The 16,713-nt window shown below is 62.4% G+C and carries 13 protein-coding genes and 1 tRNA gene; 12 read left to right on the top strand and 2 right to left on the bottom strand.

Annotation, left to right across the window (positions count from 1 at the left end; translation table 11 throughout):
- Positions 1-55 precede the first annotated feature (55 nt).
- The 5 genes from CDV46_RS12170 (at position 56) to CDV46_RS12190 (ending at position 8,083) form a co-directional block, all read left to right on the top strand.
- On the top strand, positions 56-1,579 hold the full coding sequence (locus tag CDV46_RS12170) for a class I adenylate-forming enzyme family protein (RefSeq protein ID WP_087722695.1): 1,524 nt from the start codon (positions 56-58) through the stop codon (positions 1,577-1,579).
- Positions 1,580-1,729: 150 nt separating this feature from the next.
- The gene (locus CDV46_RS12175; RefSeq protein WP_087686489.1) at positions 1,730-2,344 is read left to right on the top strand and encodes a pyridoxamine 5'-phosphate oxidase family protein; all 615 of its coding nucleotides are present in this window, start codon (positions 1,730-1,732) and stop codon (positions 2,342-2,344) included.
- Between the two features lie 117 nt (positions 2,345-2,461).
- Entirely contained in the window at positions 2,462-5,485 is a 3,024-nt protein-coding gene (locus CDV46_RS12180; protein ID WP_087722697.1) for an autotransporter family protein, read from the top strand.
- 116 nt (positions 5,486-5,601) lie between these two features.
- Positions 5,602-6,669 (top strand): RNA methyltransferase, encoded by a 1,068-nt coding sequence (locus CDV46_RS12185; protein ID WP_087722699.1) that lies wholly within the window; start codon positions 5,602-5,604, stop codon positions 6,667-6,669.
- A gap of 226 nt (positions 6,670-6,895) precedes the next feature.
- The gene (locus tag CDV46_RS12190) at positions 6,896-8,083 is read left to right on the top strand and encodes an MORN repeat-containing protein (RefSeq protein ID WP_087722702.1); all 1,188 of its coding nucleotides are present in this window, start codon (positions 6,896-6,898) and stop codon (positions 8,081-8,083) included.
- A gap of 80 nt (positions 8,084-8,163) precedes the next feature.
- On the opposite strand, the gene CDV46_RS12195 is transcribed toward CDV46_RS12190, so the two are convergent.
- Together CDV46_RS12195 and CDV46_RS12200 are read right to left on the bottom strand one after the other, a co-directional pair.
- A complete protein-coding gene (locus CDV46_RS12195; protein ID WP_087686485.1) occupies positions 8,164-8,853 on the bottom strand; it encodes a hypothetical protein in 690 nt (229 codons plus the stop codon).
- A gap of 167 nt (positions 8,854-9,020) precedes the next feature.
- Entirely contained in the window at positions 9,021-9,812 is a 792-nt protein-coding gene (locus tag CDV46_RS12200; RefSeq protein WP_087722704.1) for a hypothetical protein, read from the bottom strand.
- Between the two features lie 826 nt (positions 9,813-10,638).
- On the opposite strand from CDV46_RS12200, the gene CDV46_RS12210 reads away from it, so the two are divergent.
- The 7 genes from CDV46_RS12210 to CDV46_RS12240 all read left to right on the top strand — a co-directional run.
- On the top strand, positions 10,639-11,199 hold the full coding sequence (locus tag CDV46_RS12210) for a hypothetical protein (RefSeq protein WP_087722708.1): 561 nt from the start codon (positions 10,639-10,641) through the stop codon (positions 11,197-11,199).
- A 51-nt stretch (positions 11,200-11,250) separates the two neighbouring features.
- Positions 11,251-11,811: a hypothetical protein gene (locus tag CDV46_RS12215; protein WP_087686482.1), complete on the top strand. Its 561-nt coding sequence runs from the start codon at positions 11,251-11,253 to the stop codon at positions 11,809-11,811.
- A 101-nt stretch (positions 11,812-11,912) separates the two neighbouring features.
- Positions 11,913-11,986 (top strand) — tRNA-Gly (locus CDV46_RS12220).
- A gap of 208 nt (positions 11,987-12,194) precedes the next feature.
- Complete coding sequence (locus CDV46_RS12225; RefSeq protein ID WP_087722710.1) at positions 12,195-12,776, top strand: TetR/AcrR family transcriptional regulator; 582 nt, start codon at positions 12,195-12,197, stop codon at positions 12,774-12,776.
- A 123-nt stretch (positions 12,777-12,899) separates the two neighbouring features.
- A complete protein-coding gene (locus CDV46_RS12230) occupies positions 12,900-14,084 on the top strand; it encodes an MFS transporter (RefSeq protein WP_254916029.1) in 1,185 nt (394 codons plus the stop codon).
- Between the two features lie 281 nt (positions 14,085-14,365).
- Positions 14,366-15,172 carry a DUF3348 domain-containing protein gene (locus tag CDV46_RS12235; protein WP_087722711.1) on the top strand — a complete coding sequence of 269 codons (807 nt, stop codon included), beginning with the start codon at positions 14,366-14,368 and terminating at the stop codon, positions 15,170-15,172.
- Positions 15,153-16,713 (top strand): DUF802 domain-containing protein (locus tag CDV46_RS12240; protein ID WP_087722713.1); only part of this gene is annotated, 1,561 nt, incomplete at its 3' end. The genes CDV46_RS12235 and CDV46_RS12240, both read left to right, overlap by 20 nt.

The raw sequence follows: 16,713 nt of genomic DNA on the forward strand, positions 1-16,713 counted from the left end.
TTCCTTCTGATCGCGCATCAGCCGCTCACCGGGTGATGCGCGATCGCTTCCTGTCATGAACATTGCCAATACGCTTGCCCGCGCTGCTGCGCGGCACCCTTCGCACATTGCCACCTATCTTGGTGAATCGCCGCAGTATGACTACGCCACGCTGGCGCGACGTTGTGCCGGCATTGCCGGCGGCCTGCGCTCGCTCGGTCTGGCGGAAGGTGCGCGCGTCGCGCTGTGGATGCGCAATCGCCCGGAGTATCTCGAATGGCTGTATGCGATCTGGTGGGCGGGTCTGGTCCCCGTGCCGATCAACGCCAAGCTGCATCCGCGCGAGGCGGCATTCATCGTCAATGATGCGCAAGCCGAGGTGGTGCTGGCGGAAGCGGAAGATCTCCATGCCGTTGCCGAGTTTCTGGACGTCCCGGCGATTCGCATCGCGCCGGACGATGAACGCATCGGGGGCTGGGTGAATGCTGCGGGTGGCGCGGCATCGCAAACGAGTGCAGCCGTCTCCCGGGAGAATGCGGATCTGGCGTGGATCTTCTACACGTCCGGGACAACGGGGCGCCCCAAGGGTGTGATGCTGTCGCATCGCAATCTCTGGTCGCTTGCGGCGTGTTACCTCGCGGATGTGGATGCGATTGGACGCAACGACCGCACGCTCTACGCGGCCCCGATGTCGCACGGCGCCGGACTGTATAGCGTCGTGTTCATGATGCAGGCGGCGGGACACGTTTTTCCTGCCTCGGGTGGCTTTGACGTGGAGGAAATGTTCGCGCTGGCGGCGTCACTCGGTGGCATCTCCTGCTTCGCTGCGCCGACAATGGTCAATCGTTTGGTGCGCCATGCGCAGGCCTCGGGCGCCTCGTCCGAGGGTTTCAAAACGATTGTCTACGGCGGCGGGCCGATGTACACGGCCGATATCGAACAAGCGCTTGCCGTGATGGGTTCACGCTTCGTCCAGATCTACGGTCAGGGCGAGTCGCCGATGACGATCACGGTGTTGCCGCGCGATTGCATCGCCGCGAGTAAGCACTCGGCGTGGGCACAGCGGCTGGCGTCGGTCGGCCACGCGCACGCGATGGTGGAAGTCGAAGTGGTGGATGACGATGGCGTGCCCGTGGCCCCGGGCACGCCCGGTGAGGTCGTGGTGCGCGGCGATGTTGTGATGCAGGGGTATTGGCAAAATCCAGAAGCGACCGCAAAGACGCTTCGTAACGGCTGGCTGTGGACGGGCGACATCGGTGTGCTCGACGACGACGGCTTTCTCACGCTGAAGGACCGCTCGAAAGACGTCATCATTTCCGGCGGTACGAACATCTATCCGCGCGAAGTCGAGGAAGTGCTGTTACGCGCAGACAACGTGGCCGAAGTGGCCGTCATCGGTGAGCCCGACCCGGAATGGGGCGAGGTGATCGTGGCGTACGTGGTGAGCCGCCCCGGTACGCAATTGGATACTCACGCGCTAGATGCGCATTGCCTCGCGCACATCGCCCGATTTAAGCGGCCGAAGCGGTATGTCACGGTGGATGCATTGCCCAAGAATCACTACGGGAAGGTGCTGAAGACGGCGTTGCGGGCGTTGTAGCTTGATGTCGGCAGATTGCAAATCATCTACGCGGGTAAAACGCCGGCCGTCGTGTGATGCCTCGGTGGTACCGCCATATACTCGCGACGGCAGCGACTTTATACTGCCCGCAGCGGATGGCACCAGTACCGAAACTTACGAGAGCGTCGCATGAATCATGATGTCAATAGTGTGGAACAACTCGCCGCGATTTACGGCGAGCCAGGTGAGCGTGCGATCTGGAAAGAGCTGACGTACCTCAACGAGGACTATCAGGCGTTCGTCAGAGCGTGTCCGTTCGTGGCGCTGGCATCCGTCGGCGATGAAGGGACTGACTGCTCTCCGAAAGGCGATGCGGCGGGTTTTATTCAGATTCTGGACGAACGGACGTTGGCGATTCCCGATCGGCCGGGCAATAACCGAATCGACAATCTGCGCAATATCATTGCCGACCCACGCGTGTCGCTTCTCTTTTTGATTCCCGGCATTGGTGAGACGTTGCGCGTCAACGGACGCGCCCGCATCTCGGTAGACCCGGATTTGCTCGCGCGTTTTGAAGTCAGCGGCAAGCTGCCGAAAACAGTCATCGTGGTGTCGATCGACCGCGTGTATTTCCATTGCGCCAAGGCAATCGTGCGCTCCCGCTTGTGGGATCAGGAAACACAAATCCCCCGAGACCGCTTGCCGAGTACCGGCGAGATGCATAAACGCCTGAGCGGCGGCCATTTTGATGCGCAGACCTACGACCGGGATTTACAGAAAAATACGGTAGCGGGGTTGTACTGAATTGATAACGTGATTTACGCCGATCGCGCCAATCTTTCACCGCATTTCATCAATTCGTCATGACACCGACGAATACTCTGCGACTTCGAACAAGTTCCAAAGAGGACATCGGGGTTTATGAAACCAATTGCCATTCTGGCAGGCGTCATCGCGCTTTTCGCCGAGCAGCACGCCTTCGCCGCCAACTTCCTCATCAATAACGGACAGACGTCCAACACGGCCCAGACGCTCTCCAGCGGGCAGTCCGGCACGATTGCCAGCGGCGGCGTCTTGTCCGTGGGCGGCAGCACCGTCGGCATTACCGCGACCGGCAACGCCACCATCGTCAACAACGGCTCGATCAACATGACGGGCACCGGCCGGGCGATCCGCGACAACACCGGGGGCCTGACCCTGACGGTCACCAACGGGGCCGGGGCCAGCATCACCACGTTCGACGCGGACGTGATCCAGATGAACAAGGCGAACAGCAACGTCGTGTTCAACAACTACGGCACGCTGACCTCGACCAACAACTCCGGCGGCGGCAGTCAGGCGATCGACTTCAACGCGATCACTACCGGCACCAATGTCCTCAACAACTTCGCCGGTGGCGTCATTCAGGCGAACGAAGCCGATGCCGTGCGGCCCGGCGTCAACGGCGTGGTCAACAACGCGGGCATCATCCGCTCGACCAACAACCCCGGCAGCACGAGCAGCAGCGACGGTATCGACGCCCAGTCCAACAGCGGCATCACCGTCGTCAACGCGGGCACCGGTTTGATTCAGGGCGCCCGCCACGGCATCACCGGCGGCGTCGACACGACCACGGACGGGACCTTCAAGCTCTCCGTCACGAACAATGCCGGCGGCACGATTCAGGGCATGAACGGTTCGGGCATCAACATCGACGGGTTCAATGCCAAGGAAGTCGTCACGATCAACAACAGCGGCACGATCATCGGCAATGGCGTGACGGGTGATGGCGATGGCGTGGACGTCGACGGTATCGTCAACATCACCAATTCGGGCACGATTCGCGGCGCACGCGCCTTCAACGACGTGAGTGAAGGCGTCACGGTCGGTGGCGGCACCATCGTCAACAGCGGCACCATCGTCGGCGAGAACACGCCCGGCGGCATCGGCCGCGGCATTACGCTCGCCGGCGTGGACAAGGACCCGGCCACGGGTCTGGCCATCGCGCCGCAAGGCATCTACGTCAATTCGACCATCGTCAACAGCGGCCTCATTCGCGGGCAAAGCGACTCGGCGATTGCCGTGACCGGCAGCCGCAACACCATGACGGTGACGATCATCAATCAGGCGGGCGGTGTCCTTGAAGGCGGCGGCGCGACGGCAGCTGCCGTCAATACCGGTGCCAACGACGCGACGGTGATCAACTACGGCACGATCACGGCCGACCAGAGCGGCAAGGCCGTGGATCTGGGCAGCGGCAACAGCAGCCTCCAGATTCTGGGCGGCGCGGCGGTAGTGAACGGCGACGTGTCCGGCGGCACGGGCACCAGCACCCTGACGATCACGCCGGGCAGCGGTAACGCGTTCAGCTACAACGGCGCGATTTCGAACTTCTCGGCAGTGGCGCTCGGCGCGGGCACGATCGCTCTCAACGGGGCGAGCACGTACGCCGGCGCGACGACGATTGGCAGCGGTGCCACCGTTATCGTTGGTGACGCCTCGCACCGCAACGCGACGCTGGGCAGCGGCCTGACGACGGTGGCCGCCGGTGCGACGCTGGCCGGTTACGGCGGCACGCTGGGCAGCGTGACGAACGCGGGCATCCTCGCGGTCGGCAGCGCGTCGCCCGGGGCCACTGCGGGCAATCTCGGCACGTTCACGATCGCGGGCGACTACGTCGGCAACAACGCAACCGCGCTGATGGGGGCCACCATCGCCGCCGATGGCACAACGGCTTCCGACAAACTCGTCATCAACGGCAATGCGAGCGGCACGACTCTGCTCAAGTTGAAGGTCTCGGGCACCGGCACACCGACTTCGGGCAGTGGCATTCAGCTCGTGCAGGTCAACGGGACGGCCTCGGACGGCGCATTCAAGCTTGATGCACCGATTCAGGCGGGCGCATATCAGTACCTGCTTCGCAAGATCGGTCCGGCGGGCGGTGACCCTAGCTGGTTCTTGTCGACGTCATACGCCTCAGGCCAGACCGCTTACCGCGCAGCGACGGTTGCCTACGCCATGACGCCGCAGTTGAACACCGATTTCGGTTTCACCATGCTGGGCCGCTTGCAGGAACGCATGGGCAACGCGCGCACCACCGGCACGGCGGGTGACGATACGTCCAATGGCGTGTGGGGCCGCGTGTATGGCAAGTCGATGGACGCCAACATGTCGGGGCGCTTCGATGCGGATGAGCGCATGTTCGCGGCACAGTTCGGGCGCGAGTGGCGTTTGAATACCGACGCCTCGGGCTGGGGCGGCAGCACGCTGGCGGGGGTGACGGCCACGTTCGGCACGGCCTCGGCGTCGTTCTCCGACAGCGCACGTACGCTCGACCCGACGCTCTCGGCGGCGACTGGCTCGGTCAACATGCAGGCGCAATCGGTGGGCGCCTACTGGACGCGAATTCTGCCGCAGGGCGCTTATGCCGACGTGACGACGCAGATCACACACTATCGCAACAAGTACAGCGATGTGACGGGTATTGGGGCCACGCAAAATGGCTTCGGTGCCGCGCTCTCCGGCGAGATCGGTCACCGGTTCGCAATTCTCGGCTCAGGCTTCACCGTCGAGCCGCAGGCACAGTTGGCGTATCAGTATCTGCATCTGAACGGGTTCAGCGACAGCCTGTCGACGGTGTCGGGCAACACGACGAATGCGTTGCGTGGCCGTTTGGGCGTCAAGTTCGCTGCACCGGATCTGGCGAACGTCGCCGGGGTTGGGTCGGCGTCTCCGTACCTGAGCGCCGACGTCGTGCACGACTTCCTGTCGCCGGGTGCGACCAACGTGGGGGGCGCGAGCTTCGACAGCAGTCTCACAAAGACGTGGTTTGAAATCGGTGCCGGTCTGGATGCAACCCTCGGGCGCACGTCGTCGCTTTACGCGAGCGTGAAGTACGCCCGCAACATGGGCGGCGATTACCGTCGGAACGTGTACGGGCAGGTGGGGTATCGGTATCGGTGGTGATGGGTTGACCTGACCCAAGGCGCGAAGTGTCACGGCGCGGCGTGATATGGCTCTTCCAATGATGTCATGCCGTCGCCTTGAGTGCCCGAGCGCAAGTGGCGTAGAATCCGCACCCTATGCGCTTCTCCGACTTCGACCAACGCCTCGCCGCCCTCGGCGCTCAGCCCGTCCATCGCGGCCGGGTGGCGCGCGTCTGGCTGAACGGTCAGGCGCTCGACACCGGCACGCGGCGTCGAAGCTCGGAGCACTTTCTTCCGCTGGCGCTGCGTAACGCCCTTCCCGAGATCACCGCAGAACTGGACGCGCTCGCGCGCGTGCGTTCCGAGCATGCCGGCAACGACGGCTCGCGCCTGCTCGTGGAACTCGCTGACGGGCAGATGGTGGAAAGCGTGTTGCTGCCGCGTGACGGGCTCTGCGTCTCCACGCAAGTCGGCTGCGCGGTAGGCTGCCGGTTTTGCATGACCGGCAAGAGCGGTCTGATCCGCCAGATTTCGAGCATGGAAATCTTGGCTCAGGTCGTGCTGGCGCGACGTTTGCGTGCCGTGAAGAAAGTCGTCTTCATGGGCATGGGCGAACCGGCGCATAACCTCGAGAACGTGCTCGAAGCCATCGACCTGCTGGGCACCGAAGGCAACATCGGTCACAAGAATCTCGTGTTCTCCACCGTCGGCGACCCGCGCGTGTTCGAGGCGCTGCCGCGCCAGCGCATCAAGCCTGCGTTAGCGTTGTCGCTGCACACTACCAAGGCGGAACTGCGCGCGCATCTGCTGCCACGTGCGCCGAAGATCGCGCCGGACGCGCTGGTCGAACTCGGTGAAAAGTACGCCCGCGACACGGGGTATCCGATTCAATACCAGTGGACGCTGCTCAAAGGCATCAACGACGGCGACGATGAACTCGACGCCGTCGTGCGCCTGCTCAAAGGGAAATATGGCGTGCTCAACGTCATTCCTTTCAACAGTCTCGAAGGCGACGACTACCAGCGCCCCGATCGCGAACGCATTCGCGAGATCGTCCGCTATCTGCACAGCCGTGGCGTGTTGACCAAAGTCAGAGACAGCGCCGGTCAGGACGTCGACGGCGGTTGCGGGCAGTTGCGCGCGCGTGCCGTTGCTGGTGCCGCTAGCGAGGTGCAGGTGGTCGAATTGCATCGCTCGCGTGCGGTAAAGCCGGAAGCGGCATAGCGCTCGCTCGACTGTTTTCCGAGTACCGGCATCACGCGCTGGTCATCCCCCGCCGTTCGACCATCATCAACTTGGATGATGGAGCTTATGGCTCCCACTGAGTAATCTTCGCTTGCGAAACCCTGCACAAGGGTGTCCGCGCTTGCCGCCTCCGTCCTCACGACCCGGTGGATTCGGATCCATACGAGCGTCGGATCGATAGCACTCAGAACGTGGGGAGAAGACCATGAGAAACGCACTGGATTTCACGAAACTCGTATTGCTGGGCAGCCTGAGCACGCTTGCCGCGTGCGCATCGGCGCCGCGCGCGCCAGCCCTTCCATCGACTTGGACAATGACCACGGAAGGCTGCCAGACGTGGAACCGAACGCCATCAGCGACGAGCACCGAAACCGTGACTTGGGATGGCGCGTGTGTCGGCGGCTATGTCGACGGCCCGGGGACTTTGACCTGGTTTCAGGACGGCGGCTATTCGCAACGTTTCGTCGGCACCATGCGTGCTGGCAAGCGTCAGGGCATTGGCGAGTATTACTGGGTGAGCGGCGATCGTTATCAAGGGGCGTTCGAAAACGACCTCCGTACCGGCAAAGGCACCTACTCATGGAGCAGCGGCGACACGTATTCCGGTGATTTTGTCGACGGCCAGCGCACCGGATACGGCATTTACACGTATGCGAACGGCAATCGCTTTGAGGGCGATCAAAGCAATGGCAGTTTCATTAACGGCAACCTGAACGCCGCCAATGGCGAGGCCATCGCGAGATACACCGATGGCAAGCGCATTGCGCTGCGCTATGAGCCGGCACAGGCGTCAAATCAAACGAGCAGCGGTGCCGGATTCGGCGCAGTGTTGGGCGCGATCGCGCAGGGTCTGGCAGCGGCGGGCGGGAAGAACGCCGCACAGCTTCAGGCCGCGGCGTCTGTCATGAACAGTTCTGCTGGCGGTGGTAGCAGCGCTGCACGGGCGTACAGCGCGCCGAACACAGCGGCCGGTGGCAATGCGAGCAGCGCGATGAACGGCACCGAGACGCAGCCGATGGTCAACAACTGCCTGAGCCTGACGCGCAGTCACAAGTATTCGATGCGAATCAACAATAGCTGCGGTTTTGAAGTGTCGATGATCTATTGCTACACCAGCATCAGCAATGCGGCACGCACCGGTTTCGATGTCACATCGAATGCCTGCTCGAATTACCGCACGAGTGCTTCGGCCAATGTCGTTGTCGGCGCGTCATCGTTCATCGAGGTCAACGCGCCAGACAATACGAGCCCAGTCGAATTCATTGCGTGTAAATCGGCGAATGACGGCTATCCGGAAAAACTGCGTTTCGACGGCAGCCGGCTGAACGGGCAATGCCATTACAGGCAAACCACGGCAGGCAACGGGCCACGCAGTTTTGGCGGGGTCAGGTGAGCAGTGGCACTCCCGCGTGCCTTGAACGCGACGCATCATTCGTCGCAGAACCAAGGTCGCGGGGGCCAGAACGCATGGGCTCAATTCGAACCAGTCTTCGTGCGGTCCGACTGCGCGATACGCAAGGCCCGAAGCTGGATATCAAGTGCCCGTGCGAGTTGTTCCTGCTCGACACGCACCTGAGCGAGCCGCCTTTCGATTTCGTCCTGCTTGGTCTGGGGTGTCGATACCGGCTGCGGTTGTGCTTGTGCGGCGAGGGCATCGTTGAGCACCACCAACCCCAGATTGCCTTCCTTGGTATTGGCGAGCCCTTCCGAGTTTAGCGTCGGACGCCCGGCGCGCTCCCATTCGTCTTGGGTCATCGGGCACTGCACCCCTGTCACCGCCAACGCGTAGCGATTCTCGGCGATGGTGCACAACACCGCCACCGATGCCTTCACCTGCCCCATGCTGCGCAGTTCTCGCGCGTTCTTGAGCGTCTCGCAATGATGGTCCGTCCAAGTGGTGCCAATCGAAAAGCCGAACATCGTGCCCGAGCCACCAACACTGGTCGATCCCATGCAGGTGTCGGTTGACGTCGTCAGCGCGGGCCCCACGGCGGTCGATGCCGAGAAACGCGTGTCGGTGTTGTAGATCGCGTGTGAGTCCATGTTGAGCGCACCACCGGTCGCGCCCGACGAAGCGGTACCGCTGCCCATGCCGGTCATGGACTGCCCAATCGCCGAAAACGCGAGCATGGCGAGACCGGCGAAGAGTGCAATCTTCTTCATGATGTTTCCCCTCAGTGTGTTTTTTGTGTGCGCTCGCGCGGCGGACGAGGTGCCGATGATGCGTAAGGCACCTGTCCGCTCGCGCGCGTCATGCGTTATCGACGCGATGCTGCCGGCGAGCGGTTGGCGAAGTCACGTTGCAGTTGTGACATGCGCCAACCGGCTACTTAGTGCGTCGGCGTCGGCAGCTGGACGACCGCCAGCGGCGACGTGTTGTCCGCTTTGACAGTCACACCAAACGACGCATTGCTGCTCGCCGTGTTGTGCAGCGTGTTGGCGAAGCCCGACGACTCGTTGTAAGTAGCCCCCGCGCCGATCTGGTTCACGTTCGGGATGTTGGCAAGATTGATGTTGGCGCTCGTGAGTGCGGCAAGCCCGGTCGCAGCGATGTTGTCGACACTCGCGCTGCCGCCAGCACTCGTGGTGTTGGTCACCGAGAACCCGTTGTACTGCGGTCCGGTGTAGGCAACGTCTTGTTGAATGGAGCTGTAGAAATTCGCACCACTGGCCGACGCGTTCGAGTTGGCTTCGTTGCTCCCGGCCTGCGCGTAGTTGGAAGTGCCGGACGTCGCACTGCCCGTACCGGTGCCATGCGCGCTCGGGAAGGCAAGCGTGCCGTTGGCCGTCGAGCTCGTCGTGCCCTGCGCGATGGCGCCGCCGCTACCGCCGCCGACCGACGCGTTAAACGCCAGTGCCGAGCCCGACGTCTGCGTCGTTCCCACCAGATTCATCTGCGTGCTGGCGTAGGTGTTCGTCGTCGAGCCGGGTTGCAGCGTGAACGACGACATCTGCGTGGCGCTGGCGCCGGTGTACGACTGCCCGGGGGCCACGGCGGCGGCAGAACCGGAAACGTTGGTGGTGTTGCTAATGATGCCGGTGCCCGAAGCACTCGGCACTTGAGCATGGGCAACGCCAATCGAGGCGAACAAAGCGAGCAGGGCCAATGAGACTTTTTTCATGGTGTGGCTTCTCCAATTTTGTTTCTGTTATGGGCTTCAAAGCACTGGAGATATGGCCACCGAGCACGTGCGAACGATGTGTCGCCTCGTGTGTGATCATCCCCCCGAGACGATCGGATCACTGGTGAGCGCGTTATGGTTGCGTCCAATCCAGCTTGCCGTTCGTCTGCGGAGAGACTGAGCAACTTGTATGCCAATCAAGAATCGGGATTGAAAATCGGCGTCAGGGTTTAGACCGAGAGGCACACGTCTTCGCCATGACTGTCTTCAGTTGATCGAGACGATGGGATCTGAATAATTCGATCGGTGTGTGCAACGTTCGAACTAATGCGATGAGGTGCGGAGCAGAGAAAGCGTTACGAAGGGCGAATCCGTAACGTTACGAGAGGGGGACGCCAAGGAACATCGGTGTCTCAGCACATTTCGCGGCCCTTCAAAGACGTTGCGCGCGCGAAATGCACCACATCGGGAATGCCGTCAATACTGCATTCGATGGATAAGTAAAAAGAAAGAATTTGGAGGATCGAGGGAATCGATCTCAAGAATTTTTCCCGGAACTGTAGCCATCGATGAAACGCATCGATCGCCAGAAACACCAGAAGTACCCCCACTGTATTTCGCCGGACTCAGAGAATCGCTGAGCGATCCATTGAGAGAAAATCAGGTTGTTGCATCGTTCGTACATCGATTCTTTTTCATGTGGAATACGGTTGACACGGCCTAATCCAGCCTCATATCCTTTCTCGGCATTACAAATAAAAGTATTAGACCAGCTACGACGCAACGTCAGAGTAGCGAAGCATTCACACGTCATCCGGGGATTTCCATGTTTAAGAGAATCGGGGTTGTACTCGCGGTGTCCTGCGCCGCGTTGCTCAGCGCGTGCTCAACGACGGCACCGACCTACAGCGCTTCGTTGGATAACGTCGACAAACTGAAGGCGGACGGCGATTACAAAGTCACCGTTGGCAAGTTCGCACCGGCGACGGGCCTGAAGACCGAGTCAGAAATCGCGCTGCGCACGACATCCATGTCTTCACCCTATGGCAACTCTTATAGCCAATATCTCGCAGAGGCGATCAAGCAGGAGCTGTCGCTGGCCGGCAAGCTCGCGCCCGCTTCGCCCGTTCAGATTACCGGCACGTTGCTGGAGAACGACGTCGACACGGGTGTCGCGACCGGTAAGGGCGTCATCAAGGCACGCATTGTCGTGACCAGCGGTAACACGACGCGCTATGACCAGGTGAAATCTGCCGAGACGGAGTGGTCATCGAACTTCGTGGCGGCCATCGCCATTCCGCGCGCCACTGAGGCGTATCCCAAGCTTGTTCAGAAGCTCTTGACGTCATTGCTCAATGACGACGCATTCCTGAAGGCACTTCAATAAACGCCATCCGAAGCGGAGAAAAAAATGCGAGTTTTCAAACGACTCTGCGCCATGTTCATCGTGGTGCTGGCTTCTGGCTGCGCGCATCAGGTCAGCATGAGCCCGGACATCGCGGCAGTGAATGCCCCGGAAGGCGCCACGCGCATCGATAAGCACGTGGGCTTTGTTATCACGGATCAGTTGCGCGAACTGATTGTTACGACACCCGGCGGCGGGGGCGACAAGATAAGTTATAAGCCGTATGCCGATACCGAGACTGCGTTCTACAAGGTGTTTTCGAACGTATTCACGGACGTATCGCGTCTGAAATCTGTCGATGACAATGCCTCGACGAAGAAAAGCGCGCTCGCTTATGTCGTTGTTCCTACGATAACGACGGATTCGTCCTCGTCCAGCCTGGTCACGTGGCCCGCAACGGATTTCACGGTGAGTCTCAAGTGCGAGATTCGCAATCTGGATGGCACAATTTTCGCCACACAGACCGTGACCGGCACCGGCCACGCAGACTTTAGCGAATTCAAGAGCGACTTTTCGCTCTCCGGCCGTCGAGCTACCGCAGACGCCATGATCAAGTTGCAGGACACCCTGCTGAATATGCCGGAACTGCGCTAAACGCGCCGAAGGGTCGTGGTGGTCGATGTCTCGAACCCCGATCACCACGATCAGATCATGATTGCCAAACTGTCTGCTTCCCGCTTAAAATGTCGCTCTTCGCGGGCGTCGTATAATGGTAATACCCTAGCTTCCCAAGCTAGAGCCGTGGGTTCGATTCCCATCGCCCGCTCCAAAGATTCTTCGAAGAAGCCGTCCTCGTGACGGCTTTTTTGTTTCTGCGCGCCGCATCTCCCACAGCCCTTGAACCAATTCCACAACCGATATCAGGTTATTGGAACAGTCGTTAAATAATCGCCTATAGTTTCGTCTACCGGACTGGCGCATTGACAACGTCCAATGCGCTACCCCGTTTTCGTCCCCTGACATCAAGGCACATCAACATGAGCGGCAGACCCAGAGAATTCGACGACGCGGCCGTCATCGACGCCGCCATGGATGCATTCTGGACGAACGGCTATGAAGGCACGTCGGCGCAGACGCTCGTCGAATGCACGGGGCTCGGGCGCGGCAGTCTTTACAACGCCTTCGGCAACAAGCTGAACCTTTATCACGAAGCCCTCGAGCGCTATCAAACGCTCGGGCTTCGGACGCAAGTCGACATTCTCAACGCGCCCGGCGCGGTCAAGGACCGGCTGCGCGCGCTCATGCAATGGGGGATCGACCAAGACCTCGATCCCAAGAAGGGACGCGGCTGCATGGGTCTTTTCGCCGCCCTCGAACGCGGCGGCAAAGACCCCAGAGTGCGCCAGATCAGTCAGGCCTATCTCACCCGTATCGAACAGGTGCTCGTGCATCTGATCGCCATCGGACAACACAGCGGTGAACTCTCCGCCGATCGGCCCGCACTCCTCGTCGCCCGCATGTACTTCAGCAGCTATTTCGGATTGCGCGCCCTCGGGCGCACCGTCAGCGATCGCACGTTTCTCGAAGACATCATGGAAGGCACGATCGCCCAGCTCTGACGCTTTCGACTGTCGACGCCAACGCGACCCGCAACACACCGAATACACCAGCTCCACCCGACATTCGCGCGTAAAGCCCTCCGGGCTTTTTCTTCCCCCAAATATTGAATGATCGTTACAAATATGACGCAAAAAACCTCCATGCCACCGGTCGTGTACTTATTAGGACTCACCGTCTTTGCCATGACCACGGCGGAATTCATGGTCGCCGGCATGATGCCCGCGCTGGCCCATGCGATGAACGTCGGCATTGGCGACATCGGCAACCTGATCTCGCTCTATGCACTGGGCATGACCATCGGCGGCCCGGTGCTCACCGCCCTCCTGCTCGCCTTGCGCACGCCGCATAAGCAAGCGCTCGTCTGGCTGCTCGTCATCAACGTGGCAGGCGGTGTGCTCGCGGCCGTTGCCACGCGCTATGAGGTGATGGCACTCGCTCGCATCATCATGGGCGTCGCCAGTTCCGCCACGTTCGGTGTCGCGCTCACGCTGTGCGCCGACCTCGTCGCGCCGTCGGTGCGCGGCCGTGCCGCGTCGTTCGTACTCGGCGGCCTGATGTTCTCGCCCGTCGTGGGCGTGCCGCTCACGGCGTTCATCGAGCAGCACTTCGGCTGGCGCGCCAGCTTCTGGCTGGTGGCCGTACTCGCCGCCCTTTGCACCGTGGCGGTCGCGCTGTGGGCACCGGCCACCGAGAAGCGCGAAACGGTCAGCCTCGCGGCCGAATTCCGTTCACTGCTCAATCGTCCGCTGTGGGCCGCCTTCATCACGAGCGGCCTGATCATCGGCGCAACCTTCGCCGCGTTCAGCTACTTCTCGCCGATCTTCCTGAACGTCGCTGGCGTTTCCGCTGCCACGATTCCGAATCTGCTCGCGATGTACGGCATCGCCAACATCATCGGCAATGCCGTGACGGGCCGGTTTGCTGACCGCCATACGCTCACCGTGCTGGTTGTCGGCCTGAGCGTGCTGGCACTCGCGTTGGTCAGTTTCGCCCTGTGGGCAGACATCACGCCCGTGGGGATTGCCGCGTTTGCCGCCATCGGTCTGACCGGCGTGTCGCTCAACCCCGCCATGGTCGCGCGAGTGATGCGCGCCGCCGCGCCGGGGCCGCTCGTCAATACGATGCACACCTCCGTGATCACGGCAGGTCTCGCGTTCGGCACGTGGGCAGGCGGCTCCGCGATCGACGCGGGCTACGGCATGCGCGCGCCGCTCTGGATCGGCGCCGCCATGGCTGCCATCGGTCTCGCCAGCCTGCTGCCGTATCTGCGCAGCGGCCTTGCACAAACCGCTGACGCGACCTGCTGAACGCGTTCGCCGTCAGGCGTCACACCGTCTCCGGGCTCGCCTCGCCCGCCGCTTCCACCTCGCGGCGGAGATACGCCCAGAGACGGTTCGGCACCGGTCCGTGCGGGCCATCGGCACGCCGCCAGTCAGCACCCACTCTCCGTTCACCACCGACCGTTGTGCGCGATAGATCCCGCGTCACGAGAGCGTCATGAGTATCGTCGGCACGGGCGGCGAACCTCAACCCGGAGGTGCCGGGGGCCGCGCAGTGTAAACTGCTGGGTTTTTGACCCCCCAGTGGAATGGTGCAAGTGCCCCGGCGTCCCGTAATCAGCGCCCCGACACTCATACGCTCGCTGGCCCGTCTGAGCACGTTCACGCCGCCTGAGGCCGCGCCGTCGCTCTCGGACCGCATGAGTGAGTGGCTGGGCTGGACCGACGCCATCGCCCTGTCGTCGGCTCTCAAAGCCTCCTCGCCGGCCGAAACGCCCGGCGGGCGCACGGCCGCCCCGGCTTCGGCCAGCGGCAGCCGGGAATTGGCACGCGTACGCACGGACCTCGCCGCCGCCATCGCCCGCGATTGCGGTCTAGCCGCCGCCCCCGGCGGGCAAATTCGGGCAATGAGCGCCGCCGAGCGTCAACGGGCCGCCTCGTTTGCCGAGTTTCCCGCCTATCGGCAGCGCTACGCCACGTCGCAACAGACCATGGACACGTCCATCGGCGCGCTGCGCACCCGCATGCGCGCACAGCTGGCGTTGATGTCGCCAGACGCCGCCCGGCTGGCCAGCGTCGATGCCGTCATGGAGCGCGTGCTGGGCGCCCGCGAGCGCACGTTGCTCGCCAGCGTGCCGAACCTGCTCGAAGGCCATTTCGTGAAGTTGCGCGATACCGAGCAGGCCGCGCTGGCCGCACCGCGCGTGCCCGGTGCACCGCCGCTCGCCCCGGCAGGCACGTGGCTCGACACTTTCCACCGGGACATGCAGAGCATCCTGCTCGCAGAACTCGATATCCGCCTTCAACCGCTTGAAGGGCTGCTCGCCGCCCAACTCGCGATTGAACCCGGCGAAAACGTTAGTGAACCCGGACAACATGAATCGTTACCTCGTTGATCTCGTCGCCTTTGTCGCCGGACTGGCCGTTGTCGGCTGGATCGCCATCGGCTATGCCGGCACCAACACCCTCGCGCTGGCCGTCACCCTGGTCATCGCCGCCGTCTATCTGTTCGGCGCCCTTGAACTCAAACGCTTTCATCAGTCTTCCAACGCGCTAGCAAAGGCGGTTGGCGAACTGAATACGCCGCCGACGTCGCTGCCGTCGTGGCTCGACACGCTGCCCGCCGGCCTGCGCACCGCCGTGCGCCTGCGCGTGGAAGGCGAGCGCGTCGGCCTGCCCGGCCCGGCGCTCACGCCCTATCTCGTCGGCCTGCTCGTGCTGCTCGGCATGCTCGGCACGTTCCTCGGCATGGCGGCAACGCTGCGCGGCACCGGTATCGCCCTCGAAGGCGCGACCGACCTGCAAGCCATTCGTGCGTCGCTTGCCTCGCCGGTCAAGGGCCTCGGTTTTGCCTTCGGCACCTCGGTCGCCGGTGTCGCCACATCGGCCATGCTCGGCCTGCTCGCCGCGCTCGCCCGCAAGCAGCGCGCGCAAGTCGTGCAATCGCTCGACGCGCGCATTGTCACGACGCTGCGCGGCTTCTCGCAGCAACATCAGCGCGAAACCACGCTGCAACTGCTCCAGCAGCAAGCCGCGGTAATGCCCGCGTTGGTCGACCGTCTGCAAGACATGATGGCCGCCATGGAGCGCCAGAGTCAGGGCCTCGGCGAACGGCTCGTGGCGAATCAGGATGCCTTGCACGCCCGCACGGATGCCTCGTACGCGCAGCTCACAAACGCGATGCAGCAGTATCTGAAAGACAGCGTGACGACTACGGCCACCGCCGCCGGTGCCGCGATTCGCCCCGAAGTCGAAGCGACGATGGCCAGTCTGGCGCGCGAGACGGCGTCGTGGCACCAGACGGTGTCGTCCGCCATGCAAGACCGCATGGACGGCTTGTCCGATCGCTTCGAAGCGACGACGTCGCGCGTGGCGAATGTCTGGAAGGATTCGCTCGATGCGCAGTTGCGCACCAACGAGTCGCTCGCGATCGATCTGCGTGGCGCGCTCGGCGAATTCGCGCAGACGTTCGAGACACGCTCGGCGCGACTCGTCGACGACGTTGCCACCCGACTCGAAAGCGCAACCGGTCAGGTCAGCGCGGCGCACGCCGGTGTGGCGCAAACATGGGAAGCCTCGCTCGCGGCGCAGCAACGCACCAGCGATGCGCTCGCGAAGGAACTCGGCGCGACACTCACACAGTTCGCACAAACTTTCGAAACTCGCTCTGCGGGGTTGTTGGCCGACGTGACCACGCGCCTCGATAACGCCACCGGCAGCATCGCCACCGCGCAGACGACTGTCGCGCAGGCTTGGGAGCAAGCGCTTGCGCAGCAGCAAAGCGCGCACAACGCGCTCACGCAAGACCTCGGTGTGGCGCTGGAACGATTCGCACAAACCTTTGAAGCGCGTTCGACGGCGTTGCTCGGCGACGTGGCGGTGAAGCTCGATACGACCAGCGGCAATGTGTCCGGCGCGCACGAGCGTGTGGCGCAAG

The organism is Pandoraea sp. PE-S2T-3 (assembly GCF_002179965.1).
GTDB lineage: Bacteria > Pseudomonadota > Gammaproteobacteria > Burkholderiales > Burkholderiaceae > Pandoraea.